This is a genomic window from Vibrio sp. V43_P6S15P86, from assembly GCF_009904725.1.
Lineage (GTDB): Bacteria > Pseudomonadota > Gammaproteobacteria > Enterobacterales > Vibrionaceae > Vibrio > Vibrio diabolicus.
In genome coordinates this window covers 1-22,161 of record NZ_WXWT01000062.1, presented here as the reverse complement: position 1 = coordinate 22,161, position 22,161 = coordinate 1, and the positions used below count along the sequence as shown (strand labels likewise).

Below are 22,161 nucleotides of genomic sequence, written 5' to 3'. Positions count from 1 at the left end.
TCTCACGGTACTTAACGGTGACACAATACGGACGCGGGGTGGAGCAGCTTGGTAGCTCGTCGGGCTCATAACCCGAAGGTCGTCGGTTCAAATCCGGCCCCCGCAACCAAAATTCCATTAATAGCGACTGCTGTTAATATGCGACACTAGCTCAGTTGGTAGAGCGCAACCTTGCCAAGGTTGAGGTCACGAGTTCGAACCTCGTGTGTCGCTCCAATATATAGCCCTCATCGTGCTTAACGGTGACGAAATGCGACACTAGCTCAGTTGGTAGAGCGCAACCTTGCCAAGGTTGAGGTCACGAGTTCGAACCTCGTGTGTCGCTCCAATATATAGCCTTCATCGTGCTTAACGGTGACAAAAGCGACACTAGCTCAGTTGGTAGAGCGCAACCTTGCCAAGGTTGAGGTCACGAGTTCGAACCTCGTGTGTCGCTCCAGTTTCTTTTTTATAAATGAAAGCAAAGCCTTCATCATCAACAAAGATGAAGCACTCGGACGCGGGGTGGAGCAGCTTGGTAGCTCGTCGGGCTCATAACCCGAAGGTCGTCGGTTCAAATCCGGCCCCCGCAACCAAATACAAGACGATAGATTGAATGCTTATTTATTAGCACAATCCTGAGTCGTCGACGGATGCGCCGCTTGATTCAATTCCTGCTTCTCGCAACCAATCACATCGCTCTTTTCATAATGCTGCGAAGCATGAATCCCCAAAACTAAATTTTATCCGCATCATATGATGTCGGACGATTTCGTTTGTGTTTAAAACACGATATGAATCGGCTGGCGTACAAGCATGATGAGGTTCTGCATGTTTTATCTACTTTAATTAACAGAGTTATCCACATACGTCGTTCTGTGGATAAGTTAGTTGATAAAGTGTTTTTAGCTTGACTTTTTGCGATGGAGAAGAAAGATCTTTTCGCTGAAGGAAAGTCGAAATAATAGCGAAATATTGATTAAGTCTTTGTTAAACAAGAAAAAAATAAGTTTTTTGTCGGATCGAATACGTTAAAATACGATCATTAACTGGTATTTTTTTGATCCTAGTCATTTCTCCGAGCTGTGTTTAACTTTTTTCTGCTAGCTTGTTTTTCTTGAATCTCAAATTTTTTTCCACATTACAAAATTGAGAACAAGGTCATGAATTGAACATGTAAAAGTGCTTTCAATCTCTTGCATATAGACTACGCACTATGCGTCTCTTGGTAGCCCCTTCTCGACGATTCTTATTAAGCGCTGCTTTTTCGTCTCTGTAGATGCTTTATTCTCAATGGGGAGTTGATTCAGTTGCTCGGCCAAAGCCCATTTGATGTGTTCATCAAGTAATTTATTTTCACCTTGTCGACTTTCTAACGCATCAATGACTCGTTGACTGTATTCTGCATTACCAAGTGCGACAGCAATATTACGCAGCCACTGTATATGACCAATGCGACGAATAGCGGAGCCTTCCATATTTTTTAGAAAAGTCGCTTCATCCCAGTTAAACATGTCTACGAGATCCGGGTTTTTGAAACTATCGCGACGATGGAAATCACTCTGCTCCGTTATGTCGGCGTAGCGATTCCATGGGCAAACCAATTGGCAGTCATCACAGCCATAAATGCGGTTACCCATTGGCTTGCGAAACTCTTCAGGGATCACGCCATCGAACTCGATGGTGAGGTAAGAGATGCAGCGTCTAGCATCAACAACTTTGTCTTCAACGATGGCTTGTGTTGGGCATGAGGTAATGCATGCTTTGCATTTACCGCACTGATCAACGCTTGGCTCGTCAACGGGAAGTGGCAAGTCGATAAGTAACTCGCCTAAAAAGAACCACGAGCCACAGTCTTGATCTAAAATCAGGGAATGTTTCCCTGTCCAGCCTAAGCCTGCTTTTTGGGCGAGTGGTCGCTCCAATATTGGTGCGGAGTCGACGAAAGGTCGGTAACCATACTGACCAACTTCTTGTTCAATAAGTTTGCCAAGTTTATTCAGTTGTTTTCTGACGAGCTTGTGATAATCACGCCCTAATGCATAGCGACTAATATAGGCATGATTTTTATTCGCTAGGTTCGAAGCGAATTGTGCTTCTGGTGGTAGGTAGTCCATCCGAACGCTGATCACACGAACGGTTCCCGGGAGTAGCTCATTGGGTCTAGCTCGCATCATACCGTGACGAGCCATCCAGTCCATTGAGCCGTGATAGCCTGCATCGAGCCATTTTTGCAGTGCGGCTTCATGCTCACTCAGATCAACGTCGCAGATCCCAACTTTTTGGAAGCCGAGCTCTTTTCCCCAAATTTTGATTTGTTGTGCGAGTTGTTCGTAGTTCATGCTAACCACCGGAATAAAAGGGGGGCGGATCTTAACGGATCTCTGGCTTTGGTGCTACCCAGTTATGGACGTTTTTGATGCTGTGAATACTGCTTATTGAAGTCATTTGCATATATTCTAAATCTAGGTCGATACTAAGGTGATTAAGATACCGTTCCTTGGATACTTTTTTCGCACATATGACATTTGAAAGCTTGTCTCTCAAAACCAACACGGTTTACTATTCCTGTTCTTTTGATTTTTATATAGTCAACGATCATTAGTTAGAGAAGCATCAATGAGCACGAAACAATTCAATTTAAAAGATGAGCACGAAACGGTTGCACTAGGTACCGCTCTGGCTCACCTTTGTTCGCAACAAACCACAATTTATCTGCATGGTGATTTGGGTGCAGGTAAAACAACCTTTAGTCGTGGTTTTGTCCGTGCTCTTGGCCATCAAGGTAACGTGAAAAGCCCAACTTATACTCTAGTCGAACCGTATCAGTTGGATCAGTGGCAAGTGTACCATTTCGATCTTTATCGTCTTGCGGATCCTGAAGAGCTTGAGTTCATGGGGATTCGAGATTACTTCACAGATGATGCAATTTGCTTGGTTGAATGGCCTGAAAAAGGGCATGGTTTGTTGCCACAACCGGATCTTGATGTGAACATTCGCTACCAAGGTGAGCAGCGTGTAGCCGAACTAACAGCTAATAATGATTATGGTGTGCAGTTACTCAGTCGATTGGAGCTATGTTGAGTTTTTCAAATTTTAGAGTAGTGGCGACGTTTGTCGCCACTTTTCTCCTTCTCATCCCCAATTTAGCATTTGCTAACGTCGTTAAGAGTTTTCGAGTTTGGCCTTCTCCTGATGAAACGCGTGTTGTCATCGATTTAGGCTCGGAAGCTGACTATTCCTATTTCTCTTTATCCGGACCGGATCGTCTTGTCGTGGATTTAAAAAGCACGACCATGCAGGCCAAACTGCCTGTTACTGTTACGGACAGCCCGGTTTTAAAGCTAGTTCGAAAAAGCTCTCCGCCAGAGAAGGGCACCTACCGTTTGGTGTTTGAACTGAAAAAGAGCGTTCAAGCAGAATTGTTTAAATTAAGCCCAACACCTGGCGGGCAATATGGTCACCGTTTGGTGATTGACCTGCCGCACGGTAAGAAAGCATCGACTTCAGCTTCTAAACCGAGCAAGCCAGCGGCGACCAGCAAAGACATGAGTTCAGTTCAACGAGCTCAAGAAGTCTTGATCGTTATCGACCCTGGTCACGGTGGTGAAGACCCTGGCTCTATTGGCCCTTCACGCCGTAAGTATGAAAAAGATGCGGTATTAAGTATTTCACGAAAAATCGCCGCTCAGCTTGATGCTACGCCTGGGATTAAAACGCGTATGACGCGTACCGGAGATTACTTTGTGAATCTAAACCGTCGTGTGGCCATTGCCCGTGAAAATGATGCGCACTTACTTATTTCCATTCACGCTGATGCGTTTACCTCACCGAAGCCTCGCGGAGGTTCGGTTTTCGTACTGAATACCCGTCGTGCAAATACTGAAATTGCTCGCTGGGTTGAGAACCATGAGAAACAATCTGAAATATTAGGTGGTTCGGGTAATGCGTTCTTCACTAAGACGAAAGATCGTAACGTGAACCAAACTTTGTTGGACTTGCAGTTTAGTCATTCACAAAAAGAAGGGTATAAGCTGGCAACAGAAATCCTTGGTGAGATGGGGCGTGTTGCGCACCTGCATAACACCAAACCGATTAATACTAGCCTTGCTGTTTTACGCTCTCCGCAGATTCCGTCTGTATTAGTGGAAACGGGCTTTATTTCTAACCCAACAGAAGAGCGGTTGCTGTTTCAACGAGCGCACCAAGATAAGTTAGCTCAGGCGATCACCAAGGCGGTCGTTAAGTACTTAAAAGATAATCCACCAGAGGGTACGGTATTCTCGCCTTCAGCGAAGCCAATAGTGCATACCGTAAAACGTGGCGAGTCGTTATCGGTGATTGCGAATAAATATGGGCTTAGCTCTAAAGCGCTGATGTCGGCAAACAACTTGAAGTCGACTGGATTGGCAATTGGTCAGAAGCTCAAAATCCCTTCTGCTGGTACGATTAAAGTGCCAAGTAAACCGATTACTGTTGAGACAGAAACCATTATTCACAAGGTTAAGTCAGGTGAGTTCTTAGGTAAGATCGCGAGTCACTATAAAGTGAAGGTTTCAGATATCCGCCGTGAGAACAACTTGAAGTCAGATACCTTGTGGGTAGGACAAAAGTTGAAGATAACCGTCGCTGTCAAAGATAAGCCGATCCGTAAGCACAAAGTTTCTCGAGGTGAATACCTTGGTAAAATAGCGTCCAAATACGGCGTCAGCGTTTCGAGCATTCGTAAAGCGAACAACTTACGCTCTGATCAGCTGGCGGTTGGGCAAGTTCTTATCATTCCAAACAAGTAGGTGAGCTTTTAACTCATTATGACGATTAAAATTTTGCCAGCTAGACTTGCAAACCAAATCGCAGCAGGGGAAGTGGTCGAAAGACCCGCCTCTGTGATTAAAGAACTGGTTGAAAATAGTCTTGATTCTGGCGCAACTCGAATCGATATTGATATCGAGAAAGGAGGCGCAAAGCTGATTCGTGTTCGTGATAACGGCAAAGGTATCGCGAAAGATGAACTCGGCTTAGCGCTCAGTCGTCATGCTACATCTAAGATACATACCTTGGATGATCTCGAAGCCATCATGAGTCTAGGCTTTCGTGGTGAAGCGTTAGCCAGTATTAGCTCAGTCTCGCGTTTGACGCTCACATCGCGTCCTGCGGCGCAAGAAGAAGCATGGAGTGCCTACTCTGAAGGGCGTGATATGCAGGTGAAGCTTAAGCCTGCAGCGCACCCGATTGGTACGACTGTTGAGGTGTTGGATTTATTTTTTAATACTCCCGCGCGCCGCAAATTTCTGCGTACCGAGAAAACCGAATTTGCTCATATTGATGAGTTATTGAAACGCATTGCGTTAAGCCGCTTTGATGTCACCATCAATGTGCGCCATAACGGCAAGATCATTCGTCAATATCGCGCGGCGAAAAATCAGCTTCAAACCGAAAAACGTATTGCAGCTGTCTGCGGTAACGCGTTTGTTCGACACATGCTCAGAATAGAGCTTGAGCATCAAGGGTTAAAGCTACATGGTTGGATCACCACACCAGAAGGAGCAAGGCAGCAAAGCGATTTACAGTATTGCTATGTGAATGGCCGAATGATGCGTGACAAATTAATCAATCACGCGATTCGTCAAAGCTATGAAATGAGCTTAAAGCCAGATCAGTTCGCTGCCTATGTGCTCTTTATTGAGTTAGACCCGCACCAGGTAGATGTGAATGTCCACCCCGCTAAGCATGAAGTGCGCTTTCACCAAGCTCGCTTAGTGCATGATTTCATCTATCAAGCTTTGGCGGATGCACTTGCGCAAAGCGCCGTGATTGATAAACCACAGGTTAATGAATCGGCATTTCATCGTGTGGAACCGACTGAGTCCGAAGAGGTTGAGCGCTTGCCTGAGCCTGAAAAAGTGCAAAGGCCGACATCTTCACCAGTTCCAGAGCGTGTTTATCAAGCGATAGAGAGTACACCGGCTTATCCTGGACGCAGTGATTATGAAGTGAAGCCTCGTAATAGCGGTCCTTGTGAAACCTCCGTGCGAGAGGCGCGCGTAGTTGAGTCATTCAAACGTAATGATTGGGTGGAGTCCAAACCCGCACCAAAGCCGAATCACAGTAAAGAGCGCCACGTAGAACCAGCGCCAACTAAACAAGAAGTACGCGCTTATCACGAGCTGTTGAAAACGCCAGAGTTTGAGTCTCAACCCGTAACGCCGATAGTGCCCCAAAAGGCAACTTCGCATGCATCACTTCCATCGATTAATGCATTAGGCAAAGCGCTAGTGATGGTCGATGAGCAATTTGTTTTGATGAGCAGTGACAGTGGGGCGGCGTTAGTCTCGTTACCTAGAGCGGAATTTTATCGTGTAAAAGGGCAGCTCACTCCAAGCGATGGCGCGCTTAAAGCACAGCCTCTACTCGTTCCTCTATCTATTAAGTTAGAGGCCGAGTTAGTGAAGCTGGCTCAAGATTATCAACAAGATTTGGCATTACTTGGCATTCAATTGAAAGCGAGAAATGAGCAAGCCTTAATGGTGATGGGCGTTCCCGCGCCGCTACGTCAACAAAACTTACAAAATTTAGTACCAGATCTGTTATCTTACGCGCAATCTTGTGTGAAGGAAGGTATAGCAACGGCTCAGATGCTGTCTGAGTTGATAGATTGGCTCGCATTGCAGGTCACGACAGTGAAGAGTCATTATACTTTTTCTGAAGCAATTCAAATTATTGCGGAACTTGAACAGCTAAGAGATGGTCAATTGCCATTAGAAGATACAAAATTTGTATCCGCTGTTGATTTCTCTGCCACGATAGCCAAATTAAAACCATGACAGATAAACTACCTTTGGCGCTATTTTTAATGGGGCCAACTGCATCAGGCAAAACGGAGTTGGCGATTCGTCTTCGTCAAAAGTTCCCGGTTGAGATCATCAGTGTTGATTCTGCTTTGATCTATAAAGGGATGGATATCGGTACGGCGAAACCGGATGAAAAAGAGTTAAGTTTAGCGCCTCATCGCTTGATTGATATTTTGGATCCGAGCGAGTCTTACTCTGTAGCCGACTTTCGTCGTGATGCATTGAAAGCGATGGATGATATTGTTGCAGAAGGAAAAATTCCACTCTTAGTGGGTGGGACAATGCTGTATTATAAGGCGCTACTTGAAGGTTTATCCCCACTTCCTGCTGCAAATCCTGAAATTCGTCAGCAAATTGAACAAGAAGCATTGACTAAAGGTTGGTCAGTGTTGCACGATGAACTCAAAGAGGTTGATCCTGTGTCAGCAGCGAGAATCCATCCCAATGATCCCCAACGTTTATCTCGGGCATTGGAAGTTTTTCGTATTTCAGGTAAAACTTTGACTGAATTGACTCAAACGAAAGGTGAAAGCCTGCCATACCGAGTCAAGCAATTTGCAATAGCTCCCAAGGATAGGGCAGAACTTCACCGTCGAATTGAACTTCGTTTCGAAAAGATGATGGAAGCGGGCTTTGAAGAAGAAATGAAAGCGCTACATTCGCGAAAAGATCTTCACCCCGATCTTCCTTCCATACGATGCGTCGGTTACCGACAGATGTGGGAGTATTTAGATGGGGAGTGTACACGTGACGAAGCAGTATTTCGTGGCGTATGCGCGACTCGTCAATTGGCCAAGCGTCAAATCACCTGGTTACGCAGCTGGGATGACTTAACTTGGTTGGATAGCGAGAACATTGAACAGGCATTAGAAACGATGTCGGAAGCAATAGCATCTGATTGACATAGCTGTGTATAATGTGATCGTTTTTGCGTGAACGCACTCTCAAAGGATCTGTTGTTGGCGGTTTTTATACTATGCTGCTAATTACTTAGAGTGCATTTTTGATTCGTTTAGCTCAGATGCAAAAGCAGTATCTTTTGCATTGCACCACTAGCTAAATAATTACAACTACAAATTAAATAAGGAAAATAAAATGGCTAAGGGGCAATCTCTACAAGACCCATTTCTAAACGCGCTACGTCGTGAGCGTATCCCGGTATCTATCTACCTTGTGAATGGTATTAAACTACAAGGTCAGATCGAATCGTTCGATCAATTTGTGATCCTGCTGAAGAATACTGTTAACCAAATGGTGTACAAGCACGCGATCTCAACAGTTGTGCCGGCTCGTCCAGTGAGCCATCACAGCGGTGAACGTCCACAAGGTGAGCGTCCACAAGAGAAATCAGAAGATTAATTCTTCATCGAGTATTTTTAAAATAAGGAGTTGATTGCTTGTTTGACCGTTATGAATCCGGTGAGCGAGCCGTACTTGTTCATATCAACTTCACGCAAGAAGGTGAATGGGAAGATCTGGCTGAGTTCGAAATGCTGGTTTCTTCTGCTGGGGTAGAGGCGCTACAAGTGGTAACTGGTAGTCGTCAATCCCCACACCCGAAATACTATGTCGGAGAGGGTAAGGCCCAAGAGATTGCTACTGCGGTACAGTCGACAGGTGCCGAAATTGTGATTTTTAATCACGCCCTCTCTCCTGCCCAAGAACGTAACCTCGAAGCACTGTGCCAATGTCGAGTTCTCGACCGCACTGGTCTTATTCTCGATATCTTTGCTCAACGAGCTCGAACACACGAAGGTAAGCTACAGGTAGAGCTGGCTCAACTTCGTCATATCTCTACTCGTTTGATTCGTGGTTGGACGCACCTTGAAAGGCAGAAAGGTGGTATCGGTTTACGTGGCCCGGGTGAAACCCAGCTGGAAACCGACCGTCGCTTATTGCGTGATAGAATCAAAGCCATCCTGCGACGCTTAGACAAAGTAGCGAAGCAGCGTGAACAAGGGCGCCGCGCCCGAAATCGAGCTGAAATCCCAACGGTTTCACTCGTGGGTTACACCAACGCGGGTAAGTCGACACTCTTCAACCGTATTACAGAAGCTGGCGTGTATGCCGCTGATCAACTATTTGCTACTTTGGACCCGACTTTACGTAAGATAGAGTTAGCAGATGTTGGGCCTGCCATTTTGGCTGACACGGTTGGTTTTATTCGACATTTGCCTCACGACTTGGTTGCGGCCTTCAAGGCAACCTTGCAGGAAACGCAAGAAGCTGACATTTTGTTACATGTTGTTGATGCCAGTGATGAGCGTTTTCGTGAGAATATTCAAGCTGTTCATGAAGTACTAGAAGAGATCGATGCACATGAAGTGCCGACTCTGGTTGTCATGAACAAAATCGACAATCTAGATTCGCAGAAACCACGTATAGAACGAGACGAGGAAGGCGTACCTCGCGCAGTTTGGGTTTCAGCAATGGATGGGTTGGGCATTGATGTCCTGTTTGAGGCTCTGACGGAACGTCTGGCGTCACAAATGGTCGAGCATCAGTTGCGAATTCCTCCACAGTATCAAGGACGATTCCGTAGTACCTTCTTCCAAATGAAGTGTATTCAACGTGAGGAATATGACCAGGATGGTAACTTGTTGATCGATATTCGAATGCAGCAAGTAGATTGGTCTAGACTTGAAAAAAGAGAAGGGGCAGTTTTGACTGGCTTTATAGTCACTTAAAGGACTGCTACAGTATAACGTCATATCAAATGATGGAGCTTTCTAATGGCGTGGAATGAGCCTGGAAATAACAACGGCAACAATGGCCGCGATAATGACCCTTGGGGTAATAATAATCGTGGTGGCCAGCGTCCTGGTGGCCGAGATCAAGGTCCGCCAGATTTAGATGAAGTGTTCAATAAACTGAGTCAAAAACTGGGTGGCAAGTTTGGTAAAAAAGGCGGCGGTGGTTCTCCAATCGGCGGCGGTGGTGGTAGTGCAATTGGCTTTGGCGTGATTGCTCTTATTGCTGTTGCAGTTTGGTTCTTCGCTGGTTTTTACACCATCGGTGAAGCAGAGCGTGGTGTTGTGCTGCGTTTAGGTAAATACGATCGTATCGTAGACCCAGGCCTTAACTGGCGCCCTCGTTTTATTGATGAATACGAAGCGGTAAACGTACAAGCGATTCGTTCACTACGTGCATCTGGTCTAATGCTGACTAAAGATGAAAACGTCGTAACAGTCGCGATGGATGTTCAGTACCGAGTGACTGACCCGTACAAATACTTGTACCGTGTAACCAATGCGGACGATAGCTTGCGTCAAGCAACGGATTCTGCACTACGTGCAGTAATTGGTGACTCATTGATGGATAGCATTCTAACCAGTGGTCGTCAGCAAATTCGTCAAACTACGCAAGAAACACTGAACCAAATCATTGATAGCTATGATATGGGTCTGGTACTTGTTGACGTAAACTTCCAGTCTGCGCGTCCACCAGAGCAAGTGAAAGATGCGTTTGATGATGCAATCGCAGCTCGTGAGGATGAAGAGCGTTTCATCCGTGAAGCTGAAGCATACAAGAACGAAATCTTGCCGAAGGCAACGGGTCGTGCTGAACGTTTGAAGAAAGAAGCGCAAGGTTACAATGAACGTGTCACTAACGAGGCTCTTGGTCAGGTAGCACAGTTCGAAAAACTACTACCAGAATACCAAGCGGCACCAGGTGTAACGCGTGACCGTCTGTACATCGACGCAATGGAAGAAGTGTACTCAAGCACTTCGAAAGTGTTGATTGACTCTGAATCAAGCGGCAATCTTCTGTACCTTCCAATCGATAAGTTGGCGGGCCAAGGAGGTCAGGCAGACACAAAACGTAAATCGAAGTCATCTTCAACCTACGATCAAATTCAACTGGAGTCTGAGCGTACACAAGAAGACACTTCGAACACGCAGTCTCGTTCAACAGGTTCACGTCAAGGGAGATACTAAGAATGCGTAAGTTAATGATCCCTGTATTGGTAATCGCACTGGCATTAATGTTGATGTCTTTGTTTGTGATTCCTGAAGGTGAGCGCGGTATCGTGGTTCGATTTGGTCGTGTTCTTAAAGACAACAACGACATCACTCGAATTTACGAGCCTGGTTTGCATTTCAAGATGCCTCTGTTTGACCGTGTGAAACAACTTGATGCACGTATCCAAACGATGGATGGCCGTGCAGACCGTTTCGTAACGTCTGAGAAAAAAGACGTTATTATTGATACCTACGTGAAGTGGCGTATTGAAGACTTTGGTCGTTACTACCTAGCGACAGGCGGTGGTAATTCGCTAACGGCGGAGGCACTACTTGAGCGTAAAGTAACGGATGTGCTTCGTTCTGAAATCGGTGCTCGTGAAATCAAACAGATTGTATCTGGTCCACGTAACGATGATGTACTACCAGAAGATGCAAGTGCAGATGTTGTCGCAACTGAAGCGGCACGTGAAGCGCTTGAGATTGATGGTGAACGTGACCTAATCATGTCTGAAGTATTGAAAGACACGCGTGAAAGCGCGATGAAAGACTTGGGTGTTCGTGTTGTTGATTTCCGCATGAAGAAAATCAACCTGCCTGATGAAATCAGTGAGTCTATCTACCGCCGTATGCGTGCAGAGCGTGAGTCTGTAGCTCGTAAGCACCGTTCTCAAGGTCGTGAAAAGGCGGAAGTTATTCGTGCTCAAGCAGAACTAGAAGTAGCAACTATTCTAGCTGAAGCTGATAAAACTGCACGTGTGACACGAGGTGAAGCGGATGCTGAAGCTGCGAAGATTTATGCTGAAGCGTACAACAAAGACCCTGAGTTCTTTAGCTTCCTACGTTCGCTACGTGCGTATGAGAAGTCCTTCAGCTCTAAGAGCGATATCCTGGTACTTGATCCGAAGAGTGAGTTCTTCCAATACATGAACCAGTCGAAGGGCGGCATGGAGAAATAATCTCAGCGTCAAATGAAACAAAAGGCTCCTTAGGGGAGCCTTTTTTGTATCTGATGCTAAGTGCTAGCTCATCATTATGGCGATTACGGCTCCAGCAACTACTAGGCAGCCACCGATGCGTCGTAGCTGATTGTTGGGCTGTTCACTTAATTGAGCCACCATATTCCGCCAACCGTTTGGAGCAATGAGTGGTCCAATGCCTTCCACGATCAAGACGAGCCCAATCGCCAACCATATGGATTCAGACATACCGCTTTCCAGTCGAATAAAGAAAACTAAATACTATCAGTGATATGCTGATTTCAAAATGAGCAAAGCAGCAAGATGACATTCTGGTAGCAACTCTGTGAACAAAAAATGACTGCAAGAAGCGTGATTCGGTGCTAGAATCCATTTTTAACTAGCAATCAGACTTGGAAAGATGGGAAATAACGTAGTCGTTCTAGGCACCCAATGGGGTGACGAAGGTAAAGGTAAAATCGTAGACCTTTTAACTGAAGATGCAAAATACGTGGTACGCTACCAAGGCGGTCACAACGCAGGTCATACTCTCGTAATTGACGGTGAAAAAACCGTTCTTCACTTAATTCCATCAGGTATCCTTCGCGATAACGTAAAATGTGTTATCGGTAACGGTGTTGTACTATCACCTGAAGCTCTACTTAAAGAAATGAAACCTCTTGAAGAGCGCGGTATTCCAGTACGCGAGCGTCTTTTCATTTCTGAAGCATGTCCGCTAATTCTTCCTTACCACGTTGCAATGGACCAAGCTCGCGAAATCGCTCGCGGTAAAAAAGCTATCGGTACAACAGGTCGTGGTATCGGTCCAGCATACGAAGATAAAGTTGCTCGTCGCGGTCTACGCGTTGGCGACCTATTCGATATGGAATCGTTCGCTGAGAAGCTAAAAGAAGTCATGGAGTTCCATAACTTCCAACTAGTTAACTTCTACAAAGCTGAACCAGTAAGCTACGAAGCTGTGCTTGAAGAAGCAAAAGGCTACGCAGAGCTACTTACTTCAATGGTTATCGACGTAACTGACGAACTAGACGCAGCACGTAAGCGCGGCGATAAGATCATGTTCGAAGGTGCACAAGGTACGCTACTTGATATCGACCACGGTACTTACCCATACGTAACGTCTTCTAACACGACTGCTGGTGGTGTTGCTGCAGGTTCTGGTTTTGGTCCTCGTCACATCGGTTACATCTTGGGTATCGCGAAAGCGTACTGTACTCGCGTTGGTGCAGGTCCATTCCCGACAGAACTATACGATGGTCTAGATAAGCAAGATCCAATTGGTAAGCACTTAGGTGAAGTTGGCCACGAGTTCGGTGCGACAACTGGTCGTCTACGCCGTACAGGTTGGTTCGATGCTGTTGCTATGCGTCGTGCAATCCAAATCAACTCTGTATCTGGTTTCTGTCTAACTAAACTAGACGTATTAGATGGTCTAGAAGAGCTAAAAATCTGTACTGGTTACAAGATGGAAGATGGCTCTGTGCTAGAAGTTTCTCCGATGGCTGCTGAAGCATTCGAAAAAGCAACGCCAATCTACGAAACAATGCCTGGTTGGTCTGAGAACACATTCGGTGCTAAAGCGCTAGAAGATCTACCACAAGCGGCTCTTAACTACATCAAGCGTATTGAAGAGCTAACAGGTGTGCCTGTAGATATCATTTCAACAGGTCCTGACCGCAACGAAACGATCATCAAGGTTCATCCATTCGAAGCTTAATTGATAGTCGTTAAAGACTGCAAAAGCCGACCTTCTGGTCGGCTTTTTTGTATCTGAACAAAAAACGGCAGTGATTCTCATATGGCAAGTTTTTGCCGCTGAGTCTAAGTCAGAGGCAAAAATTGTCTAAAGCTTAGCTGTTTTTTGCCGATAAGGTTATCAAGCAGAGGAGATCCTTCACCGATCTTTGGTTTCTTAGATACCTTAAGGGTACGTTTATGAAGTTACGAACAGTGGCTGCTTCACTGTTGTTGACCTTGGTTGCTACCACAGTGAAAGCCAATGTTGCTGATGTGGGGGCACCAGTTCCGATCTATACCGAAGCAGAGCTGATAAAGCTTATTGAGCAAAATAAGCACTTACAACGTGTGCGCGCTGATAACTGCCAGCTGGTGGAGGATATCGTAGCTCGTGCGACTCGAATTAACTTACCCGCTTATGAATTTCTGTACGGAGATATGTTGGCTTGGGGTGTGTGTGTCGAGCAAGATGTCGAACTGGGTCTTTACTACATCGAAAATGCAGCGCATCAGGGGTTACCAGCTGCACTAGAGCAGATTGGCCGATACTATTCGCGTGGCACTTTAGTACAGCAAGATAAAGAACGTGCAATTCCATATTTGCGAGAAGCTGCGTCAATGGGAAACCTAAACGCGCGTATTCATCTGGCCGAGTTGCTTTTACGTGATTATGGCAGTCCACTCGATTACGAAGATGCGTATCGTTGGTTATATAACTCTGTCACAGCAGATAAGCGGCAGCATAAGCGCATAACTGTATTGAGAAACGGCCTTGAACAGCGCATGCCACAAAACGTTATTGCTCGAGCTAAACGGCGAGACACCTTTTGGTAACGCTTTAATGTTGCAAACAACTTCATACAACAAAGCCCACATAATGTGGGCTTTGCTGTTTTCCCGAAGAGTAATCTTGAGCGATTAAACGACTTTGTGTGGACCGAAGCATTCGTAATGGAATTGCTCTTGTGGTACGCCAAGTTCTAATAGTTGTTTCGCTACGTGCTGCATGAACCCGACAGGGCCACAGAAGTACACCTGCACGTTATCTTGCTTTAATGCGGCTTCAATTTCATACAGATTGACAAAACCCGTGAAGTGGAAGTCTTCACCTAGCTTGTCTTCTGCCGTTGGGTGGTTATACCAAACGAGCGCGTTCATGTTTTCTTTTTCTGCAACGAGCTGGTTCACGTGTTGCTTGAAAGCATGCTGTTGACCATTTTCGGTTGCATGAACCCAAGTTACAGGTGCTTGATGTGCTGAGAGACTTTCTAGCATGGACAGCGTTGGAGTAAGTCCCACACCAGCAGAAATTAGAACAACGGGTGTTTGTGGTTCGGCATCCATAAAGAAATCACCGGCAGGGGCCGCAAGCTGCACTTTTTCGCCAATGTTCAGGCTATCGTGCAGGTAATTCGACACTTTTCCGCCTTCTTCACGTTTTACTGAGATACGGTAGGTGTTCTCTTGGACCGCAGAAGACAGGCTATATTGGCGAATTTCTTGGTTTTCTAACTGGTCACTGTTGATATAGATGCCAAGATATTGTCCCGGTTTATACGGTGCCACTTTTTGGCCATCGGTTGGCTTAAACACAAAGCTGCAAATGTGTTCGCTCTCGATTTGTTTATCGACTAATTCAAATTCGCGTAGACCGCGCCAGCCGCCTTCCAAAGCTTCATTTTGTTGGTAAATTTGCTCTTCACGCTGAATAAATACATTCGCAAGTACGCCGTAAGCCTCAGCCCAAGCATCCAACACTTCTTGACCTGGATTAAAAAGCTCATCAATCGTCGCAAGTAAGTGTTTACCAACGATTTGGTACTGATCTTCTGTGATCAAAAAGCTCGTGTGTTTATGCGCAATTTTTTCTACTGCGCCAAGTAGAACTGGCAAATTTTCAATATTGGCAGCATAGGCGCAGATGGCGTTGAATAGCGCTTCACGCTGATCGCCGTTACGCTGGTTACTCATGTTAAAAATATCTTTCAACTCAGGGTTATGAGTAAACATACGTTCATAAAAGTGCGCGGTCAGTTTTGGTCCCGTTTCGGCGATAAGTGGTGCGGTCGCTTTGACGATCTCGATGGTTTGATTGCTGAGCATAAGGGCTTCCTACTTTAAGTTGTATTTATAATGCATGTTTAAAGTTGTATCTCAAATGTATCTTTCGATCAAGAAAAGATTTACACTTTTATCGATAGCTCAAGTTTGGCGTTTTAGTATCACCAGCGAGTTATTGAGTCGCACTTTGGGAGAGAATATGCAGTTAACGAGCTTTACTGATTATGCGTTGAGAACCTTAATTTTCTTGGCTTCGTTGCCGGAAGATGAGTTAACTAATATCACTGAAGTGACGGATTTATTTGGTGTGTCTCGTAATCATATGGTCAAAGTGATCAACCGTTTAGGACAGCTAGGCTACGTACATACCGTACGCGGTAAAAACGGTGGTATTCGCTTGATGAAGCCTGCTTCTGAAATCACAGTAGGTGGTGTCGTGCGAGATTTGGAGCCGTTAGATTTGGTCAATTGCGGCGTAGATTTTTGCCATATTACCCCTGTCTGTCGCCTCAAAGATAAATTGGCAAAAGCAAAAAGTGCCTTTTTGGCGGAGCTGGATGATTGCACGATCGAATCCTTGCTGAGCGACAATTCTGAGTTGTTGATCTTACTGGCTCGTCCTTAACTCATTTGCACGTCTAGAGTCGATCTCGATCATTCTTTTTTCAAAGCAATTCTGTAGCTTATCGAGAGACTCAGATATACTAGCCATATACCTTCCTTGCTAGATAGGCGTGCCTATGTCAGACAATATTCCAAACGATCCTTTTGCAGATCGTGAATCCAAAAATTACGAAAATCCAATTCCAAGCCGAGAGTTTATCATCGAGTTTCTAGAGCAAGCGGGCGTTCCAATGAATCGCAACGACTTGTTTGAGGCACTAAAGCTTGAGGGCGAAGAGCAATACGAAGGGTTGCGTCGTCGGCTACGTGCGATGGAGCGAGATGGTCAACTGGTGTTTACCCGCCGTCAGTGCTACGCATTGCCTGAAAAACTTGAAATGGTGAAAGGTTACGTGATTGGTCATCGTGATGGCCACGGTTGGGTGCGTCCAGAAGGCAGCGTCGGCAAGGATGATGATATTCTGTTACCGCACCATCAGATGAAGAACATCATCCACGGTGACTTTGTTTTAGTGCAACCTACAGACAACAGCAAGCGCGGTCGTCGTGAAGGGCGCTTGGTTCGAGTGTTAGAGGAGCGTAATGATCAAATCGTCGGTCGTTTCTTCCTCGAATATGGTTATTCCTATGTTGTCCCTGATGACTCGCGTATCAGCCAAGATATTCTGATCCCAAATGAGCACAAAGCGGGTGCACGCATGGGTAACGTGGTCGTGATTGAAATTACTGATCGTGGCTCACGCTCACGTGGCATGATGGGTAAAGTGGTTGAAGTACTTGGTGAAAACATGGCACCAGGCATGGAAACGCAAATTGCGATTCGTACACACCAAATCCCTCACGAGTGGCCAGAGGCCGTCGATAAACAAATCGAAAACTTAGGCGAAGAAGTACCAGAAGAAGCCAAAGTTGGTCGTGTGGATCTACGTGAGTTACCACTTGTGACCATTGACGGCGAAGACGCACGAGACTTTGATGATGCCGTTTACTGTGAAAAGAACAAAGAAGGTGGTTGGCGTTTATGGGTAGCGATTGCTGACGTCAGTTATTACGTTCGTCCTGACTCTGCGTTGGATAAAGAAGCGATCAATCGAGGTAACTCAGTATACTTCCCATCGCAAGTAGTGCCAATGCTACCGGAAGTGCTATCAAATGGTTTGTGTTCACTTAACCCACAAGTTGATCGCTTGTGTATGGTGTGCGAAATGACCATCTCAGAGACGGGTAAACTATCGGGCTACAAGCACTACGAGGCGGTGATGAACTCGCACGCGCGTCTCACATATAGCAAAGTGAGCGCGATTCTAGAAGGGGATGAAGAACTACGTGAGCGCTACCAGCCGCTTGTTTCTCATCTAGAAGAGCTGCACAAGATGTACAAAGTGCTGAAAGAAGCACGAGATCAACGCGGTGCAATCGAATTTGAAACCGTTGAAACCAAATTTATCTTCAATGCGGAACGTAAAATCGAAAGCATTGAGCCAGTGATTCGTAATGACGCGCACAAGATCATCGAAGAATGTATGATTCTAGCCAACATTGCTTCGGCATCGCTGGTAGAAAAAGCGAAAGAGCCTGCGCTCTATCGTATCCACGAATCTCCAGGTGAATTACGCCTGCAAGGTTTTCGAGACTTCTTAAGTGAGCTTGGTCTTGAGCTAAAAGGTGGTTTAGAGCCTTCACCAACGGACTATGCTGATCTCGCACGTCAAATCTCCGGGCGTCAAGATCAAGAGTTGATTCAGACCATGCTGCTACGCTCAATGAAGCAAGCGGTATACAACGCAGATAACGCGGGGCACTTTGGGTTGGCATTGAAACGCTATGCGCACTTTACGTCGCCAATTCGTCGTTACCCTGACCTGTTACTTCACCGTGCAATCAAGTATCTGATTGCGAAAGAAGAAGGTCGTAATCAAGACCGCTGGACACCAACGGGTGGCTACCATTACTCGTTCGATGATATGGACTTTTACGGTGAACAATGTTCGATGACAGAGCGCCGTGCTGATGATGCCACACGTGATGTTGCGGATTGGTTGAAGTGTGAATACATGCAAGACCACGTCGGTGACGAACTAGACGGCGTGATTGCTAATGTCACTAGCTTTGGCTTCTTTGTACGTTTAACGGATTTGCACATCGATGGTTTGGTACATATTTCTACCCTTGCGAACGACTACTATCAATTTGACCCGATTGGTCAACGACTTATTGGTGAAAGTTTCGGTAACATCTACCGCTTAGGTGATGCAGTAAAAGTAAAAGTACTGGCTGTTAACCTCGATGATAAGCAAATTGACTTTGAATTGGTCGAAACAAGTCGTAAGCTACGCGGCGAAGGTAAGACTGCGAAGAAACGCGCAGCGGAAGCAAAACGCAAAGCGAAAGATAAAAAACGCGCTGCGACTCGCTCTTCATCGAAAGAAGGTGGCGCGGCTCGTGCAGTTCCTGCGATAGAGCCAACTAAACGCCCAGAAGAAACGGGCGCAACGAGTAAGCGTAATGGCCCAAAACGTGGTGACGCCGAAGGCAACGAGAAGCCTAAAGTGAAAAAAGCACGTAAAAAGAAGCCGCACAGTAAGCCGAAGAAAACCAAGCGCACTAAAAAAGAAGCGCAGTAGGTTGAAGCGCCAACTTAGTTCAAACTCGGTTGGCGCAGGCAATACGACCAGAACAACAGGTTAAACAATGAGTAACGAATTTATCTACGGCATTCACGCAGTGAAGGCGGTATTGGAGCGCGAACCAGAGCGTTTTATCGAGGCGTACGTTTTAAAAGGTCGTCAAGATGATCGCCTAATGCCAATCCTAAATGATCTTCAGGTTTGTGGTGTCTCTATTCAACAAATGACGCGTAAAACTCTGGATGATAAAGCGCGTGGTGCAAATCACCAAGGCATCATTGCTCGCGTAAAACCAGCAAAACAGCTGAACGAGAACGACATTGATGACATCTTAGCGCAGCATGAATCACCGCTACTGTTAGTGCTGGATGGTGTGACGGACCCGCACAACCTTGGTGCGTGTTTGCGTAACGCAGACGCAGCAGGCGCTGCGGCGATCATCGTACCGAAAGATCGCTCGGCACCAATGAATGCCACGGTAAGTAAAGTAGCATGTGGCGCTGCAGAGGTTGTGCCTTTGATTCGTGTAACCAACCTTGCACGTACAATGCGTACGTTACAGGAAAAAGGTATTTGGTTTGTGGGTACGGCTGGTGAAGCTACGCACGATATTTATCAAGCTAAGCTTACTGGTCCTCTTGCTATCGTGATGGGTGCTGAAGGTGATGGTATGCGTCGTCTTACTCGCGAAACCTGCGATGATTTAATTAAGATCCCTATGGCGGGCAGTGTATCAAGCTTGAACGTATCAGTGGCTTCTGGTATCTGTTTGTTTGAAGCGGTTCGTCAGCGTTTGGCTGCCCAAAAATAAGGCGAGCACACTAAGCGTCGCTGAGTGTGACACTGAGTGACATCAAGATTAAGCACACAGGATGGGGAACCATCCTGTGTTATTTTAGCTAGGGAATTTATGACCCAACAAGATATTAAATTGATTGCTTTTGATCTGGATGGAACACTGCTTGATAGCGTGCCAGATCTTGCCGTAGCGGCCGATCAAGCAGTTCAGGCGTTAGGCTATCCTTCTGTATCAGAAGAGCAGGTGCGTGATTACGTTGGTAATGGTGCAGATATATTGATTGGACGTGCATTAAGCCAAAGCATGACCATCAGCAGTGATTTGAGTGATGAGCTGCGTGCTAAAGCGCGTGAGCTGTTTGATGAATACTACAAGCAAAGCGGCCATAAGCTAAGTCACCTTTACCCAACAGTAAAAGAGACGCTTGAAGAGCTACACCAAGTTGGTTTTACGATGGCGATTGTGACGAACAAGCCCTCGAAATTCGTACCAGAAATTCTAGAGCAGCATGACATCGCCAAGTACTTCGTAGACGTATTAGGTGGTGACGCGTTTCCAGAGAAAAAACCAAACCCGGTGGCGCTGAACTGGCTAATGGAAAAGCACCAGGTAAAACCAGCAGAGATGCTGATGGTTGGGGATTCGAAAAACGATATCTTGGCGGCGAAAAATGCGGGTTGTGCTTCATTTGGTTTAACTTACGGTTATAACCACGGCGAGCCCATTTCAGCTTCGAACCCTGACGTAGTGGCGAACCGCCTCGCGGAATTACTGGAAGTCGTCGCTGTTTCTGCATAACGGCAACAAAAGATCTTCCAAAATACTTGTTAATGAGTACACTGAGTAAACCGTGCGCTAAAAGCCGCACGGTTTTTCATTTTAATTAGATTAAGAAGTCAAAGGAATCATTCTAATGAGCAAACCCATTGTATTGAGTGGTGTTCAACCGTCAGGTGAACTAAGTATCGGTAACTACTTGGGTGCTCTACGTCAATGGCAGCAGATGCAAGACGATTATGATTGCCAATACTGTGTAGTAGACCTTCATGCGATTACGGTTCGTCAGGATCCTAAAGCACTGCATGAAGCGACATTAGATGCACTGGCAATTTGTCTGGCAGTTGGTGTTGATCCGAAGAAGAGCACGCTATTTGTTCAGTCACACGTACCAGAGCATGCTCAACTTGGTTGGCTTCTTAACTGTTACACGCAAATGGGTGAGCTGAGCCGTATGACTCAGTTTAAAGACAAATCGGCACGTTACGCGAATGACGTAAACGTGGGGCTGTTTGATTACCCTGTGTTGATGGCAGCAGATATTTTGCTTTACGGCGCACACCAAGTGCCAGTTGGTAGCGACCAGAAACAGCATCTTGAGTTAGCACGTGATATCGCAACGCGTTTTAACAACATCTACTCACCAGAGAGTCCGATTTTTACCGTTCCTGAGCCGTACATTCCAACAGTCAATGCACGTGTGATGAGTCTTCAAGACGCGACGAAGAAAATGTCGAAGTCAGATGATAACCGTAAGAACGTGATTACTCTGCTTGAAGAGCCAAAGTCGATCATCAAGAAGATCAACAAGGCGCAAACAGACACCGAAACCCCACCAAGCATTCGCCATGATATCGAGAACAAAGCGGGTATCGCGAACCTAATGGGACTTTACTCTGCGGCGACAGGAATGAGCTTTGAAGATATCGAAGCCAAGTACAAAGGCGTAGAAATGTATGGTCCATTTAAGAAAGATGTTGGCGAGGCGGTTGTAGCAATGCTGGAGCCAATTCAAGCAGAATACCATCGTATTCGCGCTGATCGTGCTTACATGGATGAGGTAATGCAGCAAGGTGCAGAAAAAGCATCGGCTCGCGCCGCTGAAACGCTGAAGAAAGCATACAAAGCGGTAGGCTTTGTCGCTCGCCCATAGTTGCTAAGAATAGATTACAAAAAGCTCCACGTTAGTGGAGCTTTTTTTATGCTTTTTACTGGAATGGCGTGTCTTTCATGCAACGTTCCATATCGTAATATTCAACACGTCCTCGAGCACCTAAAAAGGCGGACTTCACCACCATGCCTCTATCAATGAAGTAACTGAGCTGCACGCATGATATATCGTAGCTAAGTTCTTTAATTCTCGCTGGGATCCAGTAGGTTCCTGGTGTTCTTAGACGCTGGGTAAAAGTAATAACACCCTCGTCACTGACCTCTAACTCTTCAATTCCATCCAGCTCATTTTTGGCTGATTCGATGATGTTTTGATTCGCGGTAGGTTGAAGTGGCTCACTGGCGGTCAATTGACATCCCGTTATCAAGCCAAGTAAGAAGAGAGCTAGCGCACTGCGTTGAATTTTTTTCATTTATCGTTCCTGGGTTTACAGCTAATGAGATCTTAATGTCTCGCGCAGGTGTTATATCTTTTGTGTATGAATTTGGCTAGTGAATAAGGAGAAGTTATTGAGCAAATGATGAAAATTTTGAAGTATGAGGGTCATGCGTAAGAAAAAGCCGAGCGAATAATAGGTGACTTAAGTTTAGACA

General features: G+C 45.8%; 19 protein-coding genes and 5 tRNA genes. 20 read left to right on the top strand and 4 right to left on the bottom strand.

Translation table 11 applies throughout. The features are described from left to right. Window positions 1–32 precede the first annotated feature (32 nt). The 5 genes from CAG69_RS02840 (at window position 33) to CAG69_RS02820 (ending at window position 575) form a co-directional block, all read left to right on the top strand. Window positions 33–109 (top strand) — tRNA-Met (locus CAG69_RS02840). 31 nt (window positions 110–140) lie between these two features. Next, window positions 141–216 (top strand) — tRNA-Gly (locus CAG69_RS02835). A 36-nt stretch (window positions 217–252) separates the two neighbouring features. Continuing rightward, window positions 253–328, top strand: a tRNA-Gly gene (locus CAG69_RS02830). 35 nt (window positions 329–363) lie between these two features. Further along, window positions 364–439: transfer RNA gene (locus tag CAG69_RS02825), tRNA-Gly, on the top strand. Window positions 440–498: 59 nt separating this feature from the next. After that, a tRNA-Met gene (locus tag CAG69_RS02820) sits at window positions 499–575 on the top strand. 618 nt (window positions 576–1,193) lie between these two features. Here CAG69_RS02820 and queG read toward each other — a convergent pair. Beyond that, on the bottom strand, window positions 1,194–2,321 hold the full coding sequence (queG, locus tag CAG69_RS02815) for a tRNA epoxyqueuosine(34) reductase QueG (protein WP_005395385.1): 1,128 nt from the start codon (window positions 2,319–2,321) through the stop codon (window positions 1,194–1,196). A 277-nt stretch (window positions 2,322–2,598) separates the two neighbouring features. Between queG and tsaE the strand changes: the two genes are divergently transcribed. The 8 genes from tsaE to hflC all read left to right on the top strand — a co-directional run bounded on the left by tsaE (window position 2,599) and on the right by hflC (window position 11,751). Next, window positions 2,599–3,063, top strand: a complete 465-nt coding sequence (gene tsaE / locus CAG69_RS02810) for a tRNA (adenosine(37)-N6)-threonylcarbamoyltransferase complex ATPase subunit type 1 TsaE (RefSeq protein WP_005395381.1) — start codon at window positions 2,599–2,601, stop codon at window positions 3,061–3,063. Continuing rightward, entirely contained in the window at window positions 3,057–4,772 is a 1,716-nt protein-coding gene (locus CAG69_RS02805) for a LysM peptidoglycan-binding domain-containing protein (protein ID WP_005395379.1), read from the top strand. The genes tsaE and CAG69_RS02805 overlap by 7 nt, the downstream gene beginning before the upstream one ends. Before the next feature lie 18 nt (window positions 4,773–4,790). After that, a complete protein-coding gene (gene mutL / locus CAG69_RS02800) occupies window positions 4,791–6,803 on the top strand; it encodes a DNA mismatch repair endonuclease MutL (protein ID WP_161442635.1) in 2,013 nt (670 codons plus the stop codon). Beyond that, window positions 6,800–7,732, top strand: coding sequence for a tRNA (adenosine(37)-N6)-dimethylallyltransferase MiaA (gene miaA / locus CAG69_RS02795; protein ID WP_005395375.1), 933 nt, complete (start codon window positions 6,800–6,802; stop codon window positions 7,730–7,732). The genes mutL and miaA overlap by 4 nt, the downstream gene beginning before the upstream one ends. A 193-nt stretch (window positions 7,733–7,925) precedes the next feature. Continuing rightward, a complete protein-coding gene (gene hfq / locus CAG69_RS02790) occupies window positions 7,926–8,189 on the top strand; it encodes an RNA chaperone Hfq (protein ID WP_005381379.1) in 264 nt (87 codons plus the stop codon). A 38-nt stretch (window positions 8,190–8,227) separates the two neighbouring features. After that, on the top strand, window positions 8,228–9,517 hold the full coding sequence (gene hflX / locus CAG69_RS02785; RefSeq protein WP_005381380.1) for a ribosome rescue GTPase HflX: 1,290 nt from the start codon (window positions 8,228–8,230) through the stop codon (window positions 9,515–9,517). 45 nt (window positions 9,518–9,562) lie between these two features. Continuing rightward, window positions 9,563–10,768: an FtsH protease activity modulator HflK gene (gene hflK, locus CAG69_RS02780; RefSeq protein WP_161442633.1), complete on the top strand. Its 1,206-nt coding sequence runs from the start codon at window positions 9,563–9,565 to the stop codon at window positions 10,766–10,768. A gap of 2 nt (window positions 10,769–10,770) precedes the next feature. Then, the gene (hflC, locus tag CAG69_RS02775; RefSeq protein ID WP_005395373.1) at window positions 10,771–11,751 is read left to right on the top strand and encodes a protease modulator HflC; all 981 of its coding nucleotides are present in this window, start codon (window positions 10,771–10,773) and stop codon (window positions 11,749–11,751) included. A gap of 63 nt (window positions 11,752–11,814) precedes the next feature. Here the strand turns inward: hflC and CAG69_RS02770 are convergent, their stop codons facing one another. Beyond that, on the bottom strand, window positions 11,815–12,000 hold the full coding sequence (locus CAG69_RS02770) for a DUF2065 domain-containing protein (protein ID WP_005381383.1): 186 nt from the start codon (window positions 11,998–12,000) through the stop codon (window positions 11,815–11,817). 172 nt (window positions 12,001–12,172) lie between these two features. On the opposite strand from CAG69_RS02770, the gene CAG69_RS02765 reads away from it, so the two are divergent. Continuing rightward, window positions 12,173–13,489 carry an adenylosuccinate synthase gene (locus tag CAG69_RS02765; protein ID WP_005395372.1) on the top strand — a complete coding sequence of 439 codons (1,317 nt, stop codon included), beginning with the start codon at window positions 12,173–12,175 and terminating at the stop codon, window positions 13,487–13,489. Between the two features lie 218 nt (window positions 13,490–13,707). Continuing rightward, the gene (motX, locus tag CAG69_RS02760; RefSeq protein ID WP_005381388.1) at window positions 13,708–14,343 is read left to right on the top strand and encodes a flagellar protein MotX; all 636 of its coding nucleotides are present in this window, start codon (window positions 13,708–13,710) and stop codon (window positions 14,341–14,343) included. Window positions 14,344–14,427: 84 nt separating this feature from the next. Here motX and hmpA read toward each other — a convergent pair whose 3' ends face one another. Further along, window positions 14,428–15,612: an NO-inducible flavohemoprotein gene (hmpA, locus tag CAG69_RS02755; protein ID WP_161442631.1), complete on the bottom strand. Its 1,185-nt coding sequence runs from the start codon at window positions 15,610–15,612 to the stop codon at window positions 14,428–14,430. Between the two features lie 157 nt (window positions 15,613–15,769). Between hmpA and nsrR the strand changes: the two genes are divergently transcribed. The 5 genes from nsrR to trpS all read left to right on the top strand — a co-directional run bounded on the left by nsrR (window position 15,770) and on the right by trpS (window position 21,550). Next, window positions 15,770–16,195 (top strand): nitric oxide-sensing transcriptional repressor NsrR, encoded by a 426-nt coding sequence (gene nsrR, locus CAG69_RS02750; protein WP_161442629.1) that lies wholly within the window; start codon window positions 15,770–15,772, stop codon window positions 16,193–16,195. A gap of 115 nt (window positions 16,196–16,310) precedes the next feature. Further along, window positions 16,311–18,818, top strand: a complete 2,508-nt coding sequence (rnr, locus tag CAG69_RS02745; protein WP_161442627.1) for a ribonuclease R — start codon at window positions 16,311–16,313, stop codon at window positions 18,816–18,818. Window positions 18,819–18,885: 67 nt separating this feature from the next. Beyond that, window positions 18,886–19,632 (top strand): 23S rRNA (guanosine(2251)-2'-O)-methyltransferase RlmB, encoded by a 747-nt coding sequence (rlmB, locus tag CAG69_RS02740; RefSeq protein ID WP_005395369.1) that lies wholly within the window; start codon window positions 18,886–18,888, stop codon window positions 19,630–19,632. A 99-nt stretch (window positions 19,633–19,731) separates the two neighbouring features. After that, window positions 19,732–20,418, top strand: a complete 687-nt coding sequence (locus tag CAG69_RS02735) for a phosphoglycolate phosphatase (RefSeq protein ID WP_161442625.1) — start codon at window positions 19,732–19,734, stop codon at window positions 20,416–20,418. A gap of 115 nt (window positions 20,419–20,533) precedes the next feature. After that, window positions 20,534–21,550, top strand: coding sequence for a tryptophan--tRNA ligase (trpS, locus tag CAG69_RS02730; protein ID WP_005395367.1), 1,017 nt, complete (start codon window positions 20,534–20,536; stop codon window positions 21,548–21,550). Window positions 21,551–21,605: 55 nt separating this feature from the next. Here the strand turns inward: trpS and CAG69_RS02725 are convergent, their stop codons facing one another. Continuing rightward, a complete protein-coding gene (locus CAG69_RS02725) occupies window positions 21,606–21,980 on the bottom strand; it encodes a hypothetical protein (RefSeq protein ID WP_012841336.1) in 375 nt (124 codons plus the stop codon). Window positions 21,981–22,161: the final 181 nt, after the last annotated feature.